We start from the raw sequence: 22,424 nt of genomic DNA on the forward strand, positions 1-22,424 counted from the left end.
TCAGGATTTAAGTCACTTGATTAATCTTAAGTCAGGCAAAGACAAAACCATTCTTATTACAGGAGCGAGCTCTGGCATAGGTGCAGGCATGGCAACCATTTTTGCCAAACTTGGCTATAATCTTGCGATTTGCGCGCGGCGTGAAGATCGGTTGCAGACGTTAAAAGCTAAGATTTTAGCGGAAAATCCCAATGTTCGTGTTGAATATAAAGTGTTAGATGTTAGTGATTATGAAGCCGTATTTAAGGTCTTTCAAGCATTCCAACATGACTTTGGCACCATAGATCGAGTTATTGTCAATGCAGGGGTGGGTGAAGGGCGACGAGTGGGTACAGGACGCTTTCATATTAATAAGCGTACGGCAGAGATCAATTTTATCTCTGCCTTAGCTCAGTGTGAAGCTGCTATGCAGATATTCCGTGAACAAAACTTCGGCCATCTTGTCGTTATATCGAGTATGTCTGCAATGCGTGGTATGCCAAAGCATTTAACCGTTTATGCGGCCAGTAAAGCAGCACTCGCCCATCTTGCCGAAGGCATACGAGCCGAGATGATCGCTGACAATCTGCCTATACAAGTCACGACTATTTATCCCGGTTATATTCGAACAGAAATCAATGAAGGCGCGCCAAAGCTACCTTTTGAGGTTGATGAAGAAACGGGAAGTAATGCGTTGGTTGCCGCTATTGAAACTGGCGTGGATGAGGCATGTGTCCCTGCCATACCTTGGTTGGCAGTCGGTAAAGCAATGAAAATATTACCACTACACTTGGTTAATAAGTTGGGATAAATCAACTGTGTTAATCATTGGACTGTATAGTGATAGTGTCAATAAAAAACCGTGTCATAAAACGACACGGTTTTTTTGATTATATCTCATTCACTTCAAACTACTATTAATCATCTGAAACGGGCAATTTAGAAATTACTCGCCTGATACTCTTGAACTTGTGTTCGAAGTTGCTGTCGTCGTTCACGGGTTAATATCTCATTATTTTCATCATAGACATTCATATTAAGATCATTTGAAATAAGATTGACCACACTCATCATGCTATCAAACCCTTGAGTTGCTTTCGGATGAGGAAGTGATAAGAAGAAGACTAAGCCATTATAGTGTGACGTTGGTAACATATTTAAGTCAAAGGGCGTAATCCCGTCCTCAGTCACACCCATCATACTAAACCATAAGATACCTGAGCCATCTTTATTCTCATAACGATGGAACATATTCATTGCACCATATTTAAGACCATATTGTGACACTAACGACAATATTTTTTTGCCATCAACGTTGCCATATTCTTCTCTTGGTACCAACGTAATATTGATGTTTTCTTGAGCATGATTAAGGGGACTATTTTGATCTTGATCAGCTTCTGCCAGAAGGTGTTGATCAAGCATTGGACTATTGTTAACGAATTCAGGTTCTTCGGCAGTTTGAATAACAGGCATCAATTTTTCAGTGGCAGATACCAAATTTGAAAATAAGTCATCCTCAGCATCGTCTTCATGAATCGCATTTAAATGTGAGTCAGGTGAATTTGAGCCTACTGGTTTTGTTGCTACATATCTTTGACGAGTATCTGATTGATAGTTGTGTGATTGATGGCTGTGTGATTGATCAGCAGTTTTCGAATGAGTATTTAACCCAGTATCGACAGGATGACTCTCTAAATTTTGAGTCGTGTTAGAATAGCTAGCTTCAGGAAAATCTGTTTCCTCGAAGTCGCCCCTTTCCTCAGAGACAGTCGCAGCGTTCTGATTGGCATTATCATAGTCGTTCGCATCGTCGTGCATCTCGTCATTTATGACGGGCTGCAGATGCTTACGATCTGGAGAAATAATGGTTTCACCTGACTCTAATTGCTCATCTGCATCTTCAACCAGTTTACGCTCATGACGAGGGATAATTGGGATACCGTTTTTATCACGAATAATGCCTTGAGAGTCTGCACTCTTTTTTTGTTTGACAATTCCACGAATAATCATATACAGACCTACTACCATAATGACAACTGCAATGATAATTAGAATAAATTGTACGGTGGTCATGATATTCGTGTCCCAAAGTTAAAATGATTTAAACGGTATTAGGGGCTGTGTAGAATTGATTCATGTCAGTGGCGGTCGCTATTTTTTAGACAATACGTAGTGAAATTTTTGACGCTTAGTTATTCTAAGTGAGACAATTCCCAATGTATGGGCAAAAAATAGCTATCAGCAGTCTTAATTAATCAATTCTATACAGCCCCTAGTCTAGCACGCTTTACTCACATCGTCATCAAACGGTGACCGCGTATGTCAACTTTTTATAAAGGCGTATTTAGCAGGTGTTTATTTTACTATACCTGACTTGTTTTACAGCAACATTTCTTAACGGCACCGCACTTTTTTATAGCTGAATTTTTATATCTTACAGTTAGCACTTAATCTAAAAACTGGCATTGAGTCAAAACGGGCAATGAGTCTTTTAAAGTTGGTATAAATGACGCCTTATACACTAGCCTCTAAGTAGTGTTCAGCCTCTTCTAAACTGACACTGACCAGGGTTGAGATGCCTGCCTGCGGCATAGTCACTCCCTTTAACTCATCCGCAATTTGCATTGCCAGCTTATTATGACTGATAAAGATAAATTGTACGTCATCTGCAAGCTCAGTGATTAAGTTAGTAAATCGACCGACATTGGCATCATCTAACGGCGCATCGACCTCATCGAGTACACAGAACGGAGCAGGATGTTGTTTGAATATGGCAAAAATGAGGCTCAAAGCAGTCAGTGTTTTTTCACCGCCAGACAATACAGCCAATCGGCTGTTCTTTTTACCCTTGGGCTGTGCCATCAGCTCAAGCCCCGCTCGCCACTGTTCACTTGAGTCAAGCGCTTCCTCTTTTATTAAAGTCAGGCTTGCCTGACCGCCTCCAAATACCTTGGTAAACAAGTGAGTCAACGACTCATTGACGGAATCTAAGGTCTGTAAGAATAACGTTTTAGTTTTGGCATCAATGGAGGTAATCGCATCGGTTAACGTATCCATACTAGCAGTAATATCGATAACTTGTTGTTCTAAAGGTAATAGGCGCTCATCAACGTCAGCAAGCTCAGCTGCGGCCGCTAAATTAACTGGCCCCATACTCTCAAGCTTAGCGATTACTTGACTTTCTTGCTGTTGCAAACTGTGCAGCTTATCCTCTGACATACGACGTCCATGCGCGATAAAATCCGTCAATAAACGGCTGGTATTTATCTGGCTATTTAACCGCTGTAGAGAGTGACTGGCCTCATTAATACGCTCATTAGCAAGGGCTACTTGCGTGGTGGTCTGCGCTAGTTGCTCTTGCGACTGCTTTAGCTGTTGCTCCGTTTGATCTCGCTGCTGTTGCAATTGACGGCTCTCAACTTGCAATGTGCCAATGATACCATTACGCTCCTCCAAGTCTATTTTTAGTGCATGGTACTGGGTATTGGCAACCTGCAATTGGCTGTCAATATTAGGAAGCTGTAGACTGGCTTTTTCGATCTCAATGCCTAATTGGTCTTGAGTGCGTTTTAAAGAGTCAAGCTCCGACTGTCGCTTATTAAGTGCCTCTTTATGGTGTTCTGCCGCTATTTTTGCTTGGTTTAATTCTAGTTGCAGTTGCCGAAGTTGTTCGCTCTCTTCACGCTCTTGCTGACTAATGACTAGTCTTTGTTGCTCCATCTGTTGCTGTGATTGTCTTGCCGTGTCTAATTCAGGAGTCAGTGCGTTAAGAGAAACTTCTGCTGAACTAATACTGTTCTCAAGCTCATCACGCTCAACTAGTAGCCCCTGTTTTTCTGTATCAAGCTCGTCACGCTGGTGTTGCAATCGCTGTTGTTCGTGCTGCTGTCTGTCTCGCTTAGATTTTAATTCAACATAAGACTGTTTAATCTCAGTGATTTGATGACTTAGAGAGGTAAGTTGTGCAGACAGCTCTTGGGTATAGATTGACGCCTGATCATATTGGGTCTTGTCTGCCTTAATCGACTGAGTCAGAGTATCAATCTCATCTTCTAGTATATTGAGCGCCTCTTCTAGTTCCGCTAAGCGTGCCTGTTGCTGTACACGCTGTGCTAAAAATTGCTCATTATTAGCAGTACCTGTGAGCTTACTAATGTGCAGTGCCCCCACACGACTAATGAGCCATCCTGCTTGAGTCAGAATAAGGCTTCCTTGCGGTAGCTCATTTATCAATGTGGCGATCTTTTCAACTTTTGCTATTTCAATATTTTGAGCATCTTGAAGGTCGGGTTTGACATCTTTATCGTTATCTACATTGTCGTTATCTTCATGGTCATCTTCAGTATTATCAATATACAGATAACACTGTTGCCATACTTTTAAATGTGGTGCAGCAATTAAGCGACTTAATGGCTCAAGTTGACTATCTATACTTTCCCATAATTGCGTTACGCTTTCGTCAATAGAGGACTCAGAGCTGCTTTCAATCGTTAACAAAACACTATTGGCGCTAGACTTTGTCTTAGCATTAGGTTCAGTCTTAGCGTCGGTCTTATTAGCATTAGGCTTCTGCTTTGCGTCATCCGATAGACCCGCATTGCTATCAGCAACAGTTAATAGTTCCGCTAATAACCCCTGCCATGATGTCATGTTAGGGGCATCAGCCGATTGATATTGAGCGTCATAGATTCGGGCATCCAGCCAAAACCCAAGCCACATATCCAGCGACTCTGCATATTGCTCGCCTGCCTTCGTCAGTTTGATGTGTCGATGCAGCTCTGGTAATAAATTTAAAAGCTGTACGGGTCGTTGCTTTTGCTTCTTAGCTTTATTTACCGACGCATTTGACTGAGAAGTTGCTGTTGCCTTGACAGACCCATTACTCATCAGAGACGACTGGTCTTGTGAATTTTGGGTATGTAACGCTTTTGGCGGATGAACGATAGCATGCAACGTATCATACTCAGCAATGAGACTGGCATGGTGTTTTTCAAGCTTAACCCGTTTAGTCTGCTTGTCCTCTAACGCTTGATGTAAATTACTTAATACCGGCTTTTCAATATCCAGTCTATCAGAGAGAGTCTCTTGTTGATTGGTTAAGCTTTTAAGATTGGCTTCGTTTTGCTTTAGCGCCTCTTCAAGCTCAGTTAGACTGCTAAAACGAGCGCTCTGATTGAGTGTATCCTGCTCATCCTGTTCATCAAACAGACTCTGGCCAATCTGGCTTTGTCGATGACTATCTCTTGGCTGCTCTTTATGAGTTGAAATATCGTCATGAGAAGTCTCAATCTCAGGAAGTAATATACCCCACGTAAGCGCTTCGTCATGCCAGTTTTTATCTTTGTTTTGCCACTTTGCAAGATCATTTTGCAGTCGGGTATGGGCTTGCTGATTAAGCGCAAGTGCCTGTTCAAGTTGGGACTTCTCTGATTCAAGCTTGGCTACGTGATCGCGACTTTGCTCCCACTGAGTTTGTAAGGGGGCAAATTTAGCCTGAGTGTGTTGCGTCTGCTTCTCAAGATCCGACACCTTAGGGGCTAAGCTCTCTAAAGTCGCTTTATGAGATTGGCTTTGCTGTTTAGCGTCTTGAATACTGTCTTTGACTTGCTGCTGTCGATCTAAGTTACCTTGAAGACGCCGCTCTAGCTGATCGAGTGATGATTGAAGAGTGTCACGCTTATGGGTAAGGTGTTGCTTTTCGATATCTTGTGTGTGAAGCTTGTCTCGTGCCTCATCTTTTAACCATTGCTCCTCAGCCAAACGCTCACTGACCTTCGCTAACTTCTTTTTTAATTGTTCATGGCTAGCCTGTAGATCATTGACCATTTTATTCAATGATTCTTGCTCTGACTTATACTGCATTTGGGAAGCTTTGGCCCGATACAACTGCTCTATAGCCAGCTGCTCTTTCACTTGGCTTAATTGCTCTTTTAAAGCTTGGTATTGATTGGCACTTTCTGCCTGCTTAACCAGCTTTTTTTTCTGGCGGGTCAGTTCAGCTTCGATGTCTGTCAGGCGCTCAAGATTTTCACGAGTCTTTAGCAGTTTTTTCTGAGTTTCCTCACGCCTTGCTTGGTAACGAGAGACCCCCGCCGCCTCTTCAATATACTCTCGCAATTGCAACGGACTTGAGTCAACAATGCGCCCTATCATGCCTTGCTGAATGACTGAATAACTGCGTGGACCAAGCCCCGTACCTAAGAATACATCCACCACATCACGGCGTCGGCACCGGGTACCATTTATAAAATAATCCGATTTGCCTTCTACATTGACCTGACGGCGGACAGAGAGCTCATGGTATAGGTTTAACTCGTGGCGAATACCCGTCTGCTCATCTTGAGTATGCTCAAATGTTAGCTCTACACTGGCAAGGCTTTTAGCCGCTTTATTTTGAGTACCTGCAAAAATCACATCACTCATCGCACCGCCACGTAATTGCTTGGCTGACGACTCACCTAGTACCCAGCGTATGGCATCGATCACATTCGATTTGCCACAGCCATTCGGCCCAACAATGGCAGTAATACCATGACGAAAAGTGAAGGTAGTGGGATTGGCAAAGGATTTAAAGCCTGCCAGTTTGAGTGACTTTAGACGCATGGATCTCGCAAGTATAGGTTAATAAACGGTAACAATATGACGTAAAAGAGGCTCATTTTACCTGAAATCTAACTATTTTTCAGGCTTTAGAATCGGCGACAATTTTTACTGGCAATTTATGGCGACATTGCCACTTTCAAATAAGCAGCGTTATGTTTTATTAGCAGAAGTGCCCTAGTCAGATTGACTTAATTAGTCAGATTGACTTTAACCCTGATACTGCCTAATATTTGAAGGAACTTCCCGAGTTAATTGAGACTCTCATGACACAACAAAGCTTTGAAAACAGCCCACAACCTATCTCTCAATATAGCCCTCAACAGCTGCAACAGAAATTCGAACGCTGGCAAGAGCTACACCGCGAGCAAGTTCAGGCGCAACAACGCTGGGTTGAAGCCGAAGCCTTGTTTGCAGAACTCACCGAGTATTATCAAAGTCAACAGTGGGTAGAGGATCGCGAAGCGGATAGTGAGCTTGAGTATTCTGGCACTGCTCATTCTATCTTTAGTGAAGATGGGCTGTGGAATATGATTAGTGATCGAAACGATCTGGCAATACAGTGGATGCGTTTGGGTTTAGATGCGTTAGATCAGAAGTAAAACCACTATCTAAGAGTAACCTATTATTTGAAGCTATGGTCATTTCAAGGTTGGTATCAGTGTCAGTGAGCCTATTAGCTGTAGCGATTGCACTCGCCTTGCTCGATAGTTTAATGTCTAGATTTGGTATAAGCTATTAGTAAATCAAAAGCCCATCTTTAAACTATCGGTAATACAATAATCTAGTGCTCATCTAAGTCCAAAAATAGGCGAATGTATGCCCAGTTATTCTAATTCTAGCCCCAAGCAATTGCTGTTACACCATCATGTACCCGTCATCTCCTCGACGAATAGTGAACTTCTACAGGCGCTAGAATCCGGTACAGTTGATAAAAGCCAACCCTACCTGTTAACGGCCGGTATGCAAACGGCGGGACGCGGTCAACGCAGTCGCAGTTGGCACTCTCCGATTGGCAATATTTATTTGTCGCTTTACCACCCTTTAATAACCCCTTTATCAGGACTGCTGTCTTTAGTGATTGGCTATCATCTGACCCAGCTACCGATTATTCAAAAGCTAAATCGTCAACGCATAGCTTATGGTGCGCCTATCATTGGGGTTAAATGGGCCAATGATATTGGGTATTACCATACCCCACCACATGCCCCATTAGCTCAGTCTGATGAGATGCATTTTAAAAAACTGGCAGGCATTCTCATAGAACCGGTATTAACAGACAATCAAATTACCGGCGTGGTTGTAGGAGTGGGGATGAATATTCATGCTGCGCCTGAATTGACTACTGAGACCCAAGAGAAAATGGCGTATCAAGCAGTGAGTTTAAGCCAAATTATTCAACAAACTCAAGGGGATGTGAGGGCCCATAAAGCAGGGAACTGGCAAGAAGGAAACAGGCAAGAAGACAATCATCACGGCAACAAACGCAATTCAGCGCGATATAATAACCAGCACTGCCCTCAACAATCAACGATAGACACCGCTTCCAATGCCACTCCAAACAATGCTTTAAAGGATGCTTTATATGACGCTTCGAATGATTCGTCAAGCCTACCACGTGCGGAAGACCTTTACTTCTCTGTAAGTGCTACTATTCTTCGTGCGATTGAACAATACAATAGCTTTCATCACTCCGCTTACGCAGTGACTAGGTTTTTAAATGATTATAATAACGTGAATATACTGGTAGGACGTCATGTTCATATTCAACAACAGCTCATTGGTCATCCAGTAGAATCCAAGGAAGGGACACAACAGTCACAACAAACTTATCTAGACGGCGTGGTCGTCGGTATCAATCCTGACGGTAGCTTGAAAATACGTCAAGGTGATGAAAATAGCACACAAACCACTGATGTCTATACGGGAACGATTCGTATTAGTGATAATGGCTAATACGTTGTTAGGGCTTTGTTTCATTTACCCTCTTATCAAAACGAGCTTAAGGCGAATCAACTGACTCATAATACCAGTCAACGTCTCGATCAAAGGCAATTTTTAGAAGGCTTGCAAGTATCCGCCCTGTCAGCCCCCATACTACCTCACCATCCACCTGCCAGCTCGGTGTCTTAATCATCATCGACTCATCTCCCATGCGCAAAGGTATAATATGATCCGTAGTAGGCTGGGTCATTAAACTTTCAAAATCAGCCCAAAAAATACGGGCAATCTCACCCAGCTCTGGTACGTAAGTGACAGGGGGCTCAACTAAAGCAACGATAGGACGGACTATCAACCCTTTTTTAGAGACTTGTGTCGGTAATTGACCGATAATTTGTGCTTTATTGGGCGGTAATGCGGTTTCTTCACATGCTTCTCGCAAAGCTGTCACCACATTATTGCCATCACCATGATCATGCTTACCACCTGCAAATGACACCTCACCTGCATGGCTATTTAAGTGAGCAGCACGGCGGGTCAACATGAGCTTAGGATGGGCTTCATTGGTAATGAGCACCAATACCGCCGCGTTTGCATTGGGTGTATCTACCAGTTTGCGTAATATATTTCTGGCTTTTCCGATATCTCCAGACATAGATTGTGATGCGTGTTGACTGTTCGAATCGAACTCATCATTTTTGTAGATGCTAAGGTTATTGGTTTCATCCTTATTCTGGCGATCGCTATCTTGTGGCCGTACCTCCTCCTCAAACATGGCTTGCTGAACTTTCTGAGCCAATTGCTTTAATGAAGGCTGTTCAATGTGTTCAGGCAGCACAATTGCCAATTCGTCGAAGCGTACCGAGTGTTGGTTATGCTTAGAGTTTCCAAAGACAACATTTGATTCAGTTTTAGGTTTCATAAGTCACAATAAACCGTTAACAATAAGTGAGGTATTGTTGTTAGACTAACGCATAATGAGTAACTATGCTATCTTGATGACTGGGTCGTTTTAGTCAATATTTAGTTCATTTACGGTACACTATTTGATTAAATAACTGAAAATAAAACAGCTTAAAACGATCAATTTCTTAAAATAATTAAGTGCTCAAGATTCACCCTTTAAATTTTAAAGACGTTAATTTTGAAGGATGTAAATAGTCAGTTTAATATAAGCTTTACCGATAATAAATAAAATTAGCAGCATATTTTAAAGAGAAGGACACCTGTATGGCGTACTGTTTACAATGCGGACATCAAGCAGAATACAAAATTCCAGAAGGCGATCATAATGAACGTTTGGTTTGTCCAAATTGTCATTATATTCACTACGTAAACCCAAAGGTTATATGCGGGGCTATCGTTATTCATGATGACAAAGTACTGCTGTGTCGCCGTGCGATCGAACCCAGATATGGGTATTGGACGCTGCCTGCCGGATTTATGGAAATTGGTGAAACCATGGCTGAGGGTGCTGCTCGAGAGACAGTTGAAGAAGCGGATGCTGTCGCCATCAATCCTCATCTATATTGTCTGTATGACATTCCTGATATTGGTCAAATTTATGTAATGTATTTGTCCGACTTAAAAGAAGGTCGATATGATGTTGGGCCTGAAAGTCTTGAATGTGCGTTGTTCGAAGAAAAAGATATTCCTTGGGATGAGATTGCCTTTGAGGCAGTAAGACGTACGTTGAATCATTATTTTAAAGATCGTCAATCGTTTGATAGTCATAACACCTTCCCTATCCATCAAGAAATCATTTCAAAAGATAAAAGCATTAAGCGCTATTAAGTTCTCTTTGCTATTAAGTTCTCTCTTGAGTTTAGCGAAAAAGTGAATAGCGCCTTATTATAGGCAACTGAAAGTTATTTATATCACCTCTGCAACTACCGTACAGCCCGCGCTGATAAATAACTCCCAGTTGCTCACTATTGTAGTTTTACGCCAATCGTTACTTATGACATAACGGTCAATTGTTGCATAACTTTGCCTACAGCGCTTGGCATATCAGTGGCCTGTAGTGCCCAAACGCCGACTTCTTTTTCTAACCTATCACCTGCCATAGCATGGATTAAAACCGCTTGCTGCAAACTGCGACATTCTGGCTCTAGAGCTGTTTGCGCAAGTAACCCAGCCGCCAATCCAGATAATACATCCCCCATACCTGCTGTTGCCATACCAGGATTGCCCGCTGCACATACGTATGCCTGTGGTTGTGGCTTACCTTGTTCATTCTCCTGGCTTTGCTCAATAACGATAGAGCCTGCCCCTTTGAGCAACCAACTGCCATGATACTTATCAGCCAAGCGCTTTATTGACGCCAGTCGATCTGATTCTATATGTTCTGCATCCGTATTCAATAGTCTCGCCGCCTCACCACTATGCGGTGTATACCACACTTGATGCTCAAGTGAATGTTTTTTTAGATGATCAATCAAGGTTTGGCTTTTTTCAGAGAGGGTATTCAGATGATACAGCCCATCTGCATCAATCACCATATCCACCCCCTCCTCCATGGCAGTGCGTAAATAGGTTTCGAATAACGACAAGCTTTTTTTATCGCGTCCTAGACCCATACCAATTGCCATGACATTACATTCCCCAATCAAGGCTTTAACCCCTGTCGTGTCATGTAAATCCACTGTCATTGCATTGGGCACAGTTGCAATCAGACTGCTATGAAAGGTGTTGTGGCAAGCAACGGTCAATTTACCTAGTCCTACAGACATGGCTGTACTTGCAGACAATATGGCAGCGCCTCCCATACCTTGCGAGCCATCTACCTGATTGCCCCCTACTATCAAGGCATGACCAAAGCTTCCCTTATGGGTATTATTTTTTCGGCGCCGAATGGGTAACGCATTATATTGTAATTGTGCAATAGGACGCTGTGTCAGCACACTCGGTATCAAAGGTATATCAACGATATCCCCCGTATAGTCCGCAGCATCCTTAAGATGTAACCCAATCTTTCGTGCTACCAGACATAACGTAATATCAGCATTAATAGCGCAGCTTTCAAAGACTTGACCGGTACTCGATACTAACCCACTTGGCACATCAATACTGATAACCTGAAGTCCCGCACTACCAGCTTCACGCCTTGCAGTATTGATATAATCGATGGCTTTTGCAGTATCATCTTGAGGCGCACGATCCAAACCGATACCAAACAGCGCATCGATAATAATATCCGCGTTTAATGGGTACTGGTGATCTAACACTTGATGAAAATCGATGACCTCTACACCTTGCTCGATGGCAGTGTTCTTAGCCGCCGTGGCGTCACTCGTAGTTGCTTTAGCCACTTCTACGACCGATACCTGAGCGCCCATTTGGCTCAAATAATATGCCACACACCAGCCATCACCCCCGTTATTTCCGCTACCTACCCAGACACTCACATTAAAAGTGTGCTTTACTAGATCCTCTTTTACTACGTCATTGATCAAATAGGACTGATAAATCCATTGTGAGATTTGCCAAGCGGCTTGTTGCATAAGACCATAGCTTTGATTACCTGCGTCAAACCAATTTTTTTCAATATCATAAACTTGATCAGGGGTGAACAAAGGTAGACTTAAACTTGAGTATTTTAGTTTAGGTTTAATATGTAAACGTGCTGAATTTGACATCTTAGGGCGTCTCCTATTTATTTAATGTAGGCATTTTTTATTCTGGCATATTCATTTATGACATAATGTGACGTGCTATTTTGTATTGAGTTGACTGACAGTTTTAATGCTCGTTTGGAATTTGACATAAATTTTATATTTTCCTATTAATAGCTTATCATACCAACATCATTGTACACGTTGCCTTTATTGTTCTCCCTTGAGTCCTAACTTAATATGTCTAACTCTGTAAGCACACAACCGGCTGCTGATAATGAGCTGACCATTAATCCTTTTAACGATGCCCATGACGTTAAAACTTGGATTCATGATCAGGCGTTGGCGCTTGGGTTTGCAGATTGCGGCTTTGTCAGTGTTGACAACCCCGTTTTCGAAGCACAAATGCAGGGACTTCGTGACTGGTTGGCACAGGGTCATCATGGTCAGCTCCAATTTATGGAGAACAATCATGACAAGCGCGCCAATCCTGCCTTACTAGTAGAAGGCGCACGCACTATTATCTCAGTGCGCATGGACTATCTTGAAATTCCACCAAAGCCGCGTCAAGTTGAGGACAACCTGCGTCCTAATCATGCCATCATTGCCCGCTATGCTCGTGGGCGTGACTATCATAAAACCATGCGCTCTCGCCTAAAGCAACTGGCGCAACAGATTGAGACCATGCTGCCTCAGTGGCACCATCTGGCGGTGGGAGCAGACTTACCTTTTGTTTTTAGACCCTTTAGCGATTCTGCGCCTATCTTTGAGCGGCCTTTAGCCGATCAAGCGGGCTTAGGCTGGACAGGTAAGCACACGTTACTGATCAATAGGCAATCTGGTTCGTTTTTTGTATTAGGCGAGCTTTTTCTAAGCTTAACTTTACCTGAAGATACGCCTGTATCAGCGCATTGTGGCAGCTGTCGTGCCTGTATAGATATTTGTCCGACCCAAGCTATCATTGCACCCTATCAGCTCAACGCCAGTGCTTGCATCTCATATTTAACGATAGAACATGATGGGATCATTGAAGAGAAGTACCGCCGGGCAATAGGTAACCGAATATTTGGATGTGATGACTGTCAGCTGATATGCCCATGGAATCGATATGCTAAAGTCAGTCCTATTGATGACTTTCATGCCCGACATGGTCTTGATAACCGTTTATTAACTGAGCTATGGCAGTGGACGGAAGCTGAGTTTTTAGAGCGAACACAAGGCAGCCCCATACGTCGCACCGGCTATCTTAATTTCTTAAGGAATATAGCCATCGCTATCGGTAATGCTCCCTATGACCCTGAACATAATAGGCTATTATCCTCCCGATTAGGTCTGCACAACGACATACTCGATGAGCATATCCATTGGGCGATTAATGAACAAATATTAAAGAATGAAGAGTAAGCATCACTGGCGTAAAAGCTCAATTTCCATTTTAGAGTAATCGTTTAGAGCAATTGAGAATAATGAATAGGGTTTAATAAAATAATAAACAAAACAATCCATTTAAAACTGGTCTACTTTTACATGCATCTAAATCATCATAAACAGAACTAAAAAGACGCTTACTCTTAGAGTAAACGTCTTTATTTTTATGTCATTTAATATTTTTATGTCATTTAAATAGTAAAAATCTAATTAACTATCAAGCTATTGCTTTTAAATTAAGGCTTTGGAATACGTAAAACTTGACCAGGATAAATTTTATCAGGGCTGGTAAGCATAGGCTTGTTGGCTTCGAAAATCTTGTTGTATTCATTTGCAGAGCCATATACTTCTTGAGCAATCTTAGACAGTGAATCACCAGACTTCACGGTGTACATAGTTGACTCAGGTGCATCTTGCTCAATATCAATGTTATCGATAACTTTAGCAACGTTTTGTACATTACCAATAGCGATAATCGCTTTTTCACGGTCTGCTTGCGTTTTGGCTTTACCACTGATTTCAGCAGTATCTGATGAACCATTATATTTAACTTTAAGATCGCTAATCTCTAAATTTTGTTGCTGAATACGCTTTAATAAAAGATTAGCAACTGACTGAGCTGAGGGCTCAGTAGAAGCTGCAGGTTTAGAGGCATCCGCATTTGACGCTTGTTCCTTGTCCGCATCTTCACGATTAAAAATCTTATCACCGATGTCTTTTGCAAAACTAAAAATTCCCATTGTTTTCTCCTTAAAATTACTGTTTATGATATAGATTATAAATTATTATTAATAAATAACGTTATTATAATATCTTATTATTTATCTGATTACCATTTATGTCAAAATTATGATTAAAGAGTTTAAACATAACCTGTCAGATAACCTAAAAATAATCTATATTGATAGAATGTCACCCCTAAAGTATACCTATAACTTAATTAACAGTTTACTAAGCGAATGTAGTTAATTGTTAAATTTTATTATGCTAATAATTGATTAAATAGGTTCAAACATAAAAAAGACCATAAGTTATTATGGTCTTTTCATGATACTAAGCTAATGATACTAAGCTAATAATACTAAGCTTATGTTAATAAGCTATTTATTGCCTAGATTAAGAATCTAACTTTGACTTAATATAATCAACCGCTTTTTGCACCGTTGTTAATTCATTTGAATCATCATCAGGTATGGTAATGTCAAAATCATTTTCAAAAGTCATCACAAGCTCAACTAAGTCTAATGAGTCAGCACCAAGATCATTAATAAATGATGAATCATTTTTAATGTCTTCAACATTCACATCTAACTGCTCAGCAACTGCTGATTTTACTTTTAATTCAATTTCTTCGCTCATTGGAATCTCCATCCTATTATTGTTAAATATTATCTAAATTAATGTTTAAGTATTTAAGGCCTAAAGGGTAATATTGACTCAATCTATCTCAACCCTTCAAAGACTATCTGTTTCCAGTATATAAGAAATTATAAGAAGAAAGCATTACCTTAATAATAACACGACTCACTGCTTATAATAAACACAGACACTTTACAATTCTAAATTATTACATTTCAACAATGATATTACATATACATCCCGCCATTGACCGGTATAACGGCGCCAGTAATATAGCTCGCCTCATCACTTGCTAAAAAAGACACGGTCGCTGCCACGTCTTCGGGTTGTCCTAGACGCCCTACTGGCACAGCATCTAACATTGAGTTAAGTAGACGCTCATCTAGCTCATCCGTCATATCTGTTTCAATAAGACCAGGCGCCACGCAATTGACAGTGACCTGACGTGACCCTATCTCACGTGCCAATGTACGGCTAAAACCTTCTAAACCTGCTTTAGTAGCAGCATAGTTGGCTTGTCCGGCATTTCCCATTTGTGCCACGACAGATGAGATATTAATAATGCGTCCTTTACGGGCTTTCATCATACCGCGAATAGCTCGTTTACTCATACGATAAATGGCGGTTAAGTTTGTATCGATGACCGTATCCCAGTCTTCATCTTTCATGCGTATGAGCAAACCATCTTGAGAGATACCTGCATTGTTGACTAATACTTGCACACTACCGTACACACTTTCGATCTCTTCAAACAGCTTGTCGATTTGAAGTTGGTCAGTAACATTTAATACACGGCCAATCCCTCCCGCATCATGTAAATAGTCATCGATGGCTTGAGCCCCTTCAGTAGAGGTCGCTGTCCCAATCACAAAATGGCCTTCTTTAGCAAAGCGTTTTGCAATGGCTTTCCCAATACCACGACTGGCACCTGTAACTAATATAATAGTACGGCTCATGATGACTCCTCATTCAACTTATCAAATAACTTCATGAGACGCTCAGGCTTATCAGTTGGATATGCCATTATCGGGGTCTCTTGTCTCTTAGCTAAGTTGCTCAACACAGTACCTGCACCACATTCTATAATTAAGTTAATATGTTTATCCGCCAACTTTTGCATCGTTTGGGTCCAAAGTACCGGGTGACTCAGCTGTTCTATCAGTGCTTTTTTGATACCGGCAACTGTTTTTTCTTCATTGGCATGTCTATTTTGCAAAACAGGACTCACTGGCAATTCAAACTCAACCTGACTCAGCTTTTCTGAGAGCGCTTCACTGGCATGTTGCATCAGCTCAGTATGTGATGGAACGCTTACCTTTAGTGGCACCATCTTTTTACCCATGCACTGAATATGTTGACTTAATAAGTCCATACCTAGCTCATTTCCTGCGACTACAACTTGCCCTGGACTGTTAAAGTTAGCTGGACTCACTATAGCATTGTCCTGACTACTTTGAGCTTGTTCGCAAATGCTAATTACTTGACTATTATCTAAGCCAAGTACCGCAGCCATTTTAGTTTCTATTCCTGCAACTGCCTGTTGCATATATTGACCACGTGCGTGCACCAGTTTTACCGCATCCGCCAGACTTAACACACCTGACGCACATAATGCGCTGTACTCACCTAATGAGTGGCCTGCTAAAAACAGAGGCTCAAAATGAGTGTTATCTTTTAGAATTCGCCATATGGCTATACTAGCGGCTAACAAGGCTGGTTGTGTGTTTTCAGTTTTAGCCAATGCAATATCATCTTGACAGACTGCCCATAAATCAAATCCTAAGGCATCACTGGCCTCACTAAATGTCTGCTTAACGATAGGATATAGCTCACTAAGCTCGTTGAGCATCCCGACAGTTTGAGACCCTTGTCCAGGAAAGACAACAGCAATACGGCGCGGTATATCAGGTTGACTATGTTTTTTTACGGATAGAGACTGTTTTAATGACATTGTAAGCCTTCTTATGACAATAGGTATCTAAATAGATACATATAAAAAAGAGCTAAGCACCGCCAATAATATTGGATTATTGGTAGGGCTTAGCTCTTATACTACACCACAATCATGATAATTGAAGGTAACTAGTCTTCTTGACTCACTTTGAACAACTGACGGCCACGATAGAAACCATCTTTCGTCATATGGTGACGACGATGTTTTTCACCAGTAGTGGCATCGATGCTTAGCTCAGCAACTTCCATATGATGGTGTGAACGACGCATATCACGGCGTGAGCGGCTTTTACGACTTTTTTGAACAGCCATGGGTCTTGCTCCTATTCTAAAAATATACTGCTAAGATACGTATTATATCGTTAATCAATTAATCAGATAAAATATAATAGCACTTTGCAAAATGAGTTCTCTATTGACCTCAATAAGAGCAACTCTTATTAAAAATCAAATAGGTTATGAATCTGGGAATAATAAACGAGAGATTATACCCGCTTTATTGTATAAAATAAAGGGTTAATCTCTACTTCACCTTTAAGCATGCTAATGGCTCTAAACTCTCTAAATAGTAAGCCTTAAATTGAGTAACGGTTTATAACTTACCCTTAAGAACTTCTAAAGCTGCAAAAGGGCTCTCAGCTTCTTCTTCAACTATTTCACCAACTTGTTCGACAGCCATTTCACAATCATCATGTTTCGCTGATAAAGGTACATCGAGTAGCAACTCATCTTCCACTAATTTCTTAAGTGGCAGTAGTCGGTCACCTTTTTTATTTTCCGGTTGATCTGCCAACAGCTCTTCAAGTAGCAGATAGTCGTCTGACTCATCTATCAAACTTTCTTGATCTGCATGCTGTAATAAAACTAACTGTGCTTCGTGTGTGATATCGATAGACATAGGTGCCAAACAACGTTGGCAAATCACCCAAACCTCACCCGTGAATTGCATCATTAAAGTCAATAACTGACCCTGCTTTTTAAGCTCACATTTTAGTTCAATAGGCTTATCTCGATAATCTTCAGGTACAATATCGTCCAAACGTTTTAATAAGCTCGGTGTGATAGTCCCTGACCATATATACCCGCTATCTTCCCATTTTTCCAAATTCACATGGTTAGGTAACTGCTGAGCGCTTTTTTCTGTATTATTACTCAAGGTAGCATCCATTAAGTTAGTGGATTTATTATCTGGACTATATTTTGTCATATTTCTCTCTGGTTTAAAACTTAATTCGGCAGTTTGCTGTGGATAATTCTCGATACTTTAACCCTTACATACCTCCATTCCTATTATTATAATGACTCTTTTTGATAATGATATGGCTTATAGGTATCGCTCTTTTACATAGCAACCGACAGAATCATATTTAAAATAGTTATAGGGTGTTAAAAATGAGTGGTTAAAATACCCACAATTTTTTGCACCGTCTTTGATACAATCTTCTATGCCATACTCTTGTGCAATCAACCTGTATTCAGTTCTGTTTATCACGCGTTTTGAATATTTTCAATTTAACGTTTTAAATTTTGATGTAATTTGCCCACTTTATAGTTAAATTACTCAATTTCAATCACATCATATTAAAAGCCTGTTGTATGACGTCTTATTATTTTAATAACCTACCCATTGACCTGCTAATCAAAGCGCTTATCGTCTCAAATAAAGATCCTTTAGGATTCGCTGACCATAAAATAAGGCCTACTCTTGATAGACTCCATTCAAGTGATCAACGCTTCCAATACAGCACGTTGAATGACGTTAGCGACGTCGATAATTTACTGCCGAAATTAAAACAAGACTGGCTTTCAATTCAGCAACAGCAAAGTAAGCAACATAAATATAAGCAATATCCAGGTACAGCTTATTTAGAGGTCGATGATAACTATATTGAAACTCTTGAAGTAAACTGGTTAATTACCTTATTTAATGCCTTATTTGCTTCTAAAAACGTTCAATTGGTACGGGGTGGTCATGAGCCTGAGTATTTCCCTTCATGTCATGGCGAGCCTGCACGAATCGAATTTGCGCATGGTTATTTCCAAAGTGCTCTACATGAAATCAGTCACTGGAGTATTGCGGGCCGTCATCGGCGAACCTTGCCGGACTTTGGATATTGGTATGCCCCTGATGGTCGCACTGAAGCACAGCAAAAAGCTTTTGAAAAGGTTGAAGTTAAACCACAAGCCATTGAGTGCTTGTTTACTTTAGCTTGTGGCAAAACATTTAGCGTATCTCAGGATAATTTGCACGCAAACTTTGATACCACTGACAGTACGTTTGCAAAAGATGTCTATACTAAAGCCAATCTATTTATTAACCAACCTAACTTATTACCTCAGGATGCGAAAATACTGTTAACAGCGCTTGCCTATTTGTGTCATGATATAGATACTGCGTGAATATCAATATTAAATAGACAATACATAAACCATATTCCCCTGCTTAAATAGACTTTTTCGTTTAGCTTTTCACTGAGCTATCATTTTATAATCAAAAGAAGAAGTTATGAGAGACTCCTTATGCAAACGTTATATATTCATCCAGAAAACCCTCAACCAAGGCTTATCGCACAAACGGTCGATGCACTGCATAACGATAAACTGATCGTCTATCCTACCGATACAAGCTATGCCTTTGGCTGCAAAATTGGCTCTAAAAAGGCTATCGAAACCCTTAGATTTATTCGACAACTTGATGATAAGCATCAATTCACTTTATTGTGCAAAGATTTAAGCGAAATAGCCACCTATGCCACAGTCGACAATCAACAGTTTAAACTGCTAAAAGCGAATACACCGGCGGCAATTACCTATATCTTGGAAGCGACAAAAGATGTGCCTAAAAAGCTGTCACACCCAAAAAAGAAAACGATCGGTATCCGCGTACCAGAAAATACAATCTCGCAAATGCTTTTAGAGTCGATGGGAGAACCAATCCTCACAAGTTCTTTAATTTTACCTGAGATGGAGCTCGCATTAGATGATCCCTTTGATATCGAAGAGAAGCTCGCTAATCACATCGATTTGATGATTAATGCGGGTGTTTTGACCACCAAACTTACCACTGTTATTGACATGACGTCATTCCCACCGGAATTGATACGTCAAGGCGCTGCAGACGTCTCACACATTTTTGAGTAATCTATTAGTTTTATTCCAGTTTACGGTATTTTTTTATACTGCATTACTTTTTATCTCGTAGCTGCTTTGTGACTTTAAATAACATGTAAAAATAAAAAACCTCAATAGCTAGAATAAACAATGTATTAAACATTATTTTCCAAGCTATCGAGGTTTTTAGTATTAACAGCAGACTGTTAATCAAACTCGATGTTGCTATCTATTTTAAAAATCTATGTTTCTAAAATCAATATTTCTAAAACATTATCCTTAAAAACATTGGATTTTAAAATATTAATCACGATCAACAAGTTCAACATATGCCATCGGTGCATTATCACCATCACGATTGCCACATTTGATGATACGGATGTATCCACCTGGGCGCTCTTGATAACGAGGTGCTAATGTACTAAATAACTTACCAACCATTGCTTTGTCACGCATACGGCTGAATGCTAAACGACGGTTAGCTACTGAATCTTCTTTTGCCAAGGTAATAAGAGGCTCAGCCACACGGCGAAGCTCTTTTGCTTTTGGTAATGTTGTTTTAATCAGTTCATGTTCAAACAATGAGTTTGTCATGTTCTGGAACATTGCCTTACGATGGCTGCCGGTGCGACCCAGCTTAACTCCACTCTTACGATGTCGCATGGTCAAATATCCTTTATAGTTTAACGGCTACGATAAGAAAAGCGGTCATCAACACGTAGATCTGCTGGTGGCCAATTCTCTAAGCGCATATCCAGTTCAAGACCTTTAGACGCTAATACGTCTTTGATTTCGGTTAATGACTTCTTACCTAAGTTTGGTGTCTTAAGCAATTCAGTTTCTGAACGCTGTACCAAATCGCCGATATAGTAAATGTTTTCAGCTTTTAAACAGTTTGCTGAGCGAACCGTTAGTTCAAGATCATCCACTGGGCGTAATAGCACAGGGTCAACCTCTTCTTTCTCTTTCACAGGCTCTGGCGCTTCTTCTGCTTCTAAATCTACAAAAATTGAGATTTGTTGCTGCAAAATTGTTGCTGCTTTGCGAATTGCTTCTTCTGGATCAATCGTACCATTGGTTTCTAATTCAATGATTAATCGATCAAGATCCGTACGCTGTTCAACACGAGCATTTTCAACTTGATAAGCCACACGTGAAACTGGGCTAAAGCTAGCATCCAATTTCAAACGGCCGATTGCTTTAGTGTCACCATCTTCACGGCGTAAATTAGCAGGCTCATAACCACGGCCCATAACCACACGTAAGCGCATTTTTAGATGACCACGATCACCTAATGTACCTAGAACTAATTCAGGGTTTACAATATCAACATTGTGAGGCAAATCAATATCTGCCGCAGTGATGGTACCAGGACCTTTCTTATCTAGAGTTAAAAATACTTCATTTTGATCATGCATAGTAATTGCAAGACCTTTGAGATTTAAAAGCAAATCTAAAACATCTTCTTGCAGACCTTCAAGGGTAGAGTATTCGTGATCCACACCTTCAATTTCTGCTTCAATTACAGCTGCACCAGGTAATGAAGATAAAAGAATACGACGAAGGGCATTACCTAAGGTATGCCCAAAGCCGCGTTCTAACGGCTCGAGCGTGACTTTTGCATTTGTTTCGTCCACCGCATCCACATTAATGGCATTAGGGGTCAGAAACTCGGTAGCATTTAGCATCATATTGTCACCTCGATGTGTTAATCAAATTATTGTTAGCGATTATTTAGAATACAATTCAACGATTAAGCTTTCGGTGATTTCTGCAGGTAGATCAATACGATCTGGCGCTTGCTTAAATGTACCTTGCATTTTGCTATGATCAACATCTAACCATTCAGGGATACCACGTTGAGTAGCAAGTTCGATAGCATTCTTAATACGTAACTGTTCTTTCGCTTTTTCGTGAATGGCAATAACATCACCATCTTGAACTTGAATTGATGGAATGTTCACACGAACAAATTCATCACGTCCAGCTCGTTTTAGCATAATGGCACGGTGACTTACCAACTGACGTGCTTCAGCACGAGTTGAGCCAAAACCCATACGATATACAACATTATCTAGACGACGTTCTAACATCTGCAATAGATGTTCGCCAGTTGCACCACGTGCACGTGCAGATTCTTTATAATAGTTAGCGAACTGACGCTCTAATACGCCATACATACGCTTAACTTTTTGCTTCTCACGAAGCTGTAATGAATATTCAGAAGCTTTATTACGCGTATTGCCATGTTGACCAGGCACGCGACCTGCTTTCTTAGTCTTTACATCATAAGGCTTAATACCTGATTTTAATTGTAAATCAGTACCTTCACGACGCGACAACTTTAATTTTGGACCTATATAACGGGCCATGCTTGTGTCTCCTTGAGTTACGTCTTAATAGTAACTTGTAACGGTAATTTCGTCTTAATTCACA

Annotated in this window: 20 protein-coding genes; 7 read left to right on the plus strand and 13 right to left on the minus strand. The window is 40.8% G+C overall.

What is annotated here, in order from left to right; all coding sequences use genetic code 11:
- Positions 1-88: 88 nt before the first annotated feature.
- On the plus strand, positions 89-790 hold the full coding sequence (locus tag AC21OG_RS02325; RefSeq protein ID WP_491185066.1) for an SDR family oxidoreductase: 702 nt from the start codon (positions 89-91) through the stop codon (positions 788-790).
- 128 nt (positions 791-918) lie between these two features.
- Here AC21OG_RS02325 and AC21OG_RS02330 read toward each other — a convergent pair whose 3' ends face one another.
- Positions 919-2,055, minus strand: coding sequence for a cell division protein ZipA C-terminal FtsZ-binding domain-containing protein (locus AC21OG_RS02330; RefSeq protein WP_487377322.1), 1,137 nt, complete (start codon positions 2,053-2,055; stop codon positions 919-921).
- A gap of 441 nt (positions 2,056-2,496) precedes the next feature.
- Positions 2,497-6,585: an AAA family ATPase gene (locus AC21OG_RS02335; RefSeq protein ID WP_487377321.1), complete on the minus strand. Its 4,089-nt coding sequence runs from the start codon at positions 6,583-6,585 to the stop codon at positions 2,497-2,499.
- Between the two features lie 263 nt (positions 6,586-6,848).
- On the opposite strand from AC21OG_RS02335, the gene AC21OG_RS02340 reads away from it, so the two are divergent.
- Positions 6,849-7,184, plus strand: a complete 336-nt coding sequence (locus AC21OG_RS02340) for a DUF4298 domain-containing protein (RefSeq protein ID WP_487377320.1) — start codon at positions 6,849-6,851, stop codon at positions 7,182-7,184.
- 217 nt (positions 7,185-7,401) lie between these two features.
- Entirely contained in the window at positions 7,402-8,538 is a 1,137-nt protein-coding gene (locus AC21OG_RS02345; protein ID WP_487377319.1) for a biotin--[acetyl-CoA-carboxylase] ligase, read from the plus strand.
- A gap of 46 nt (positions 8,539-8,584) precedes the next feature.
- Here the strand turns inward: AC21OG_RS02345 and AC21OG_RS02350 are convergent, their stop codons facing one another.
- Positions 8,585-9,445: an NUDIX hydrolase gene (locus AC21OG_RS02350; RefSeq protein ID WP_487377317.1), complete on the minus strand. Its 861-nt coding sequence runs from the start codon at positions 9,443-9,445 to the stop codon at positions 8,585-8,587.
- A gap of 308 nt (positions 9,446-9,753) precedes the next feature.
- Here AC21OG_RS02350 and AC21OG_RS02355 point away from each other — a divergent pair, with 308 nt between their 5' ends.
- Positions 9,754-10,317 carry an NUDIX hydrolase gene (locus tag AC21OG_RS02355; RefSeq protein ID WP_486545954.1) on the plus strand — a complete coding sequence of 188 codons (564 nt, stop codon included), beginning with the start codon at positions 9,754-9,756 and terminating at the stop codon, positions 10,315-10,317.
- Between the two features lie 164 nt (positions 10,318-10,481).
- Here AC21OG_RS02355 and AC21OG_RS02360 read toward each other — a convergent pair whose 3' ends face one another.
- Entirely contained in the window at positions 10,482-12,161 is a 1,680-nt protein-coding gene (locus AC21OG_RS02360; protein WP_487377315.1) for an NAD(P)H-hydrate dehydratase, read from the minus strand.
- Between the two features lie 216 nt (positions 12,162-12,377).
- Between AC21OG_RS02360 and queG the strand changes: the two genes are divergently transcribed.
- Positions 12,378-13,541, plus strand: coding sequence for a tRNA epoxyqueuosine(34) reductase QueG (gene queG, locus AC21OG_RS02365; protein WP_487377314.1), 1,164 nt, complete (start codon positions 12,378-12,380; stop codon positions 13,539-13,541).
- Positions 13,542-13,801: 260 nt separating this feature from the next.
- Here the strand turns inward: queG and lysM are convergent, their stop codons facing one another.
- From lysM to AC21OG_RS02395, 6 genes are all read right to left on the minus strand, one after another.
- Complete coding sequence (gene lysM / locus AC21OG_RS02370) at positions 13,802-14,305, minus strand: peptidoglycan-binding protein LysM (RefSeq protein WP_486545959.1); 504 nt, start codon at positions 14,303-14,305, stop codon at positions 13,802-13,804.
- 376 nt (positions 14,306-14,681) lie between these two features.
- Positions 14,682-14,924, minus strand: a complete 243-nt coding sequence (acpP, locus tag AC21OG_RS02375) for an acyl carrier protein (protein WP_486545961.1) — start codon at positions 14,922-14,924, stop codon at positions 14,682-14,684.
- 227 nt (positions 14,925-15,151) lie between these two features.
- Positions 15,152-15,880, minus strand: a complete 729-nt coding sequence (gene fabG, locus AC21OG_RS02380) for a 3-oxoacyl-ACP reductase FabG (protein WP_487377312.1) — start codon at positions 15,878-15,880, stop codon at positions 15,152-15,154.
- The gene (gene fabD / locus AC21OG_RS02385) at positions 15,877-16,875 is read right to left on the minus strand and encodes an ACP S-malonyltransferase (RefSeq protein ID WP_487377310.1); all 999 of its coding nucleotides are present in this window, start codon (positions 16,873-16,875) and stop codon (positions 15,877-15,879) included. Before fabD ends, fabG begins: the two co-directional genes overlap by 4 nt.
- Before the next feature lie 131 nt (positions 16,876-17,006).
- Positions 17,007-17,189, minus strand: coding sequence for a 50S ribosomal protein L32 (gene rpmF, locus AC21OG_RS02390; protein ID WP_486545964.1), 183 nt, complete (start codon positions 17,187-17,189; stop codon positions 17,007-17,009).
- Positions 17,190-17,469: 280 nt separating this feature from the next.
- Positions 17,470-18,084: a YceD family protein gene (locus AC21OG_RS02395; RefSeq protein WP_486545965.1), complete on the minus strand. Its 615-nt coding sequence runs from the start codon at positions 18,082-18,084 to the stop codon at positions 17,470-17,472.
- A 389-nt stretch (positions 18,085-18,473) separates the two neighbouring features.
- Between AC21OG_RS02395 and AC21OG_RS02400 the strand changes: the two genes are divergently transcribed.
- Together AC21OG_RS02400 and AC21OG_RS02405 are read left to right on the plus strand one after the other, a co-directional pair.
- Positions 18,474-19,277: an elongation factor P hydroxylase gene (locus AC21OG_RS02400; RefSeq protein ID WP_487377308.1), complete on the plus strand. Its 804-nt coding sequence runs from the start codon at positions 18,474-18,476 to the stop codon at positions 19,275-19,277.
- A 120-nt stretch (positions 19,278-19,397) separates the two neighbouring features.
- Complete coding sequence (locus tag AC21OG_RS02405; RefSeq protein WP_487377307.1) at positions 19,398-20,018, plus strand: L-threonylcarbamoyladenylate synthase; 621 nt, start codon at positions 19,398-19,400, stop codon at positions 20,016-20,018.
- A gap of 273 nt (positions 20,019-20,291) precedes the next feature.
- On the opposite strand, the gene rplQ is transcribed toward AC21OG_RS02405, so the two are convergent.
- Genes rplQ through rpsD form a run of 3 tightly spaced genes read right to left on the minus strand, consistent with a single transcriptional unit; the run spans position 20,292 to position 22,360 of the window.
- Entirely contained in the window at positions 20,292-20,651 is a 360-nt protein-coding gene (gene rplQ / locus AC21OG_RS02410; protein ID WP_486545970.1) for a 50S ribosomal protein L17, read from the minus strand.
- 20 nt (positions 20,652-20,671) lie between these two features.
- Complete coding sequence (locus tag AC21OG_RS02415; RefSeq protein WP_486545972.1) at positions 20,672-21,679, minus strand: DNA-directed RNA polymerase subunit alpha; 1,008 nt, start codon at positions 21,677-21,679, stop codon at positions 20,672-20,674.
- 39 nt (positions 21,680-21,718) lie between these two features.
- Positions 21,719-22,360: a 30S ribosomal protein S4 gene (gene rpsD / locus AC21OG_RS02420; protein WP_486545974.1), complete on the minus strand. Its 642-nt coding sequence runs from the start codon at positions 22,358-22,360 to the stop codon at positions 21,719-21,721.
- Between the last annotated feature and the right edge of the window lie 64 nt (positions 22,361-22,424).

The sequence above is a fragment of the Psychrobacter sp. CX5 genome, from assembly GCF_057621535.2.

Coding starts and splice junctions, on each gene's coding strand:
- AC21OG_RS02325 (WP_491185066.1), top strand. CDS start 89: ATGGCAACCATTTTTGCCAAACTTGGCTATAATCTTGCGATTTGCGCG.
- AC21OG_RS02330 (WP_487377322.1), bottom strand. CDS start 2,055: ATGACCACCGTACAATTTATTCTAATTATCATTGCAGTTGTCATTATG.
- AC21OG_RS02335 (WP_487377321.1), bottom strand. CDS start 6,585: ATGCGTCTAAAGTCACTCAAACTGGCAGGCTTTAAATCCTTTGCCAAT.
- AC21OG_RS02340 (WP_487377320.1), top strand. CDS start 6,849: ATGACACAACAAAGCTTTGAAAACAGCCCACAACCTATCTCTCAATAT.
- AC21OG_RS02345 (WP_487377319.1), top strand. CDS start 7,402: ATGCCCAGTTATTCTAATTCTAGCCCCAAGCAATTGCTGTTACACCAT.
- AC21OG_RS02350 (WP_487377317.1), bottom strand. CDS start 9,445: ATGAAACCTAAAACTGAATCAAATGTTGTCTTTGGAAACTCTAAGCAT.
- AC21OG_RS02355 (WP_486545954.1), top strand. CDS start 9,754: ATGGCGTACTGTTTACAATGCGGACATCAAGCAGAATACAAAATTCCA.
- AC21OG_RS02360 (WP_487377315.1), bottom strand. CDS start 12,161: ATGTCAAATTCAGCACGTTTACATATTAAACCTAAACTAAAATACTCA.
- queG (WP_487377314.1), top strand. CDS start 12,378: ATGTCTAACTCTGTAAGCACACAACCGGCTGCTGATAATGAGCTGACC.
- lysM (WP_486545959.1), bottom strand. CDS start 14,305: ATGGGAATTTTTAGTTTTGCAAAAGACATCGGTGATAAGATTTTTAAT.
- acpP (WP_486545961.1), bottom strand. CDS start 14,924: ATGAGCGAAGAAATTGAATTAAAAGTAAAATCAGCAGTTGCTGAGCAG.
- fabG (WP_487377312.1), bottom strand. CDS start 15,880: ATGAGCCGTACTATTATATTAGTTACAGGTGCCAGTCGTGGTATTGGG.
- fabD (WP_487377310.1), bottom strand. CDS start 16,875: ATGTCATTAAAACAGTCTCTATCCGTAAAAAAACATAGTCAACCTGAT.
- rpmF (WP_486545964.1), bottom strand. CDS start 17,189: ATGGCTGTTCAAAAAAGTCGTAAAAGCCGCTCACGCCGTGATATGCGT.
- AC21OG_RS02395 (WP_486545965.1), bottom strand. CDS start 18,084: ATGACAAAATATAGTCCAGATAATAAATCCACTAACTTAATGGATGCT.
- AC21OG_RS02400 (WP_487377308.1), top strand. CDS start 18,474: ATGACGTCTTATTATTTTAATAACCTACCCATTGACCTGCTAATCAAA.
- AC21OG_RS02405 (WP_487377307.1), top strand. CDS start 19,398: ATGCAAACGTTATATATTCATCCAGAAAACCCTCAACCAAGGCTTATC.
- rplQ (WP_486545970.1), bottom strand. CDS start 20,651: ATGCGACATCGTAAGAGTGGAGTTAAGCTGGGTCGCACCGGCAGCCAT.
- AC21OG_RS02415 (WP_486545972.1), bottom strand. CDS start 21,679: ATGATGCTAAATGCTACCGAGTTTCTGACCCCTAATGCCATTAATGTG.
- rpsD (WP_486545974.1), bottom strand. CDS start 22,360: ATGGCCCGTTATATAGGTCCAAAATTAAAGTTGTCGCGTCGTGAAGGT.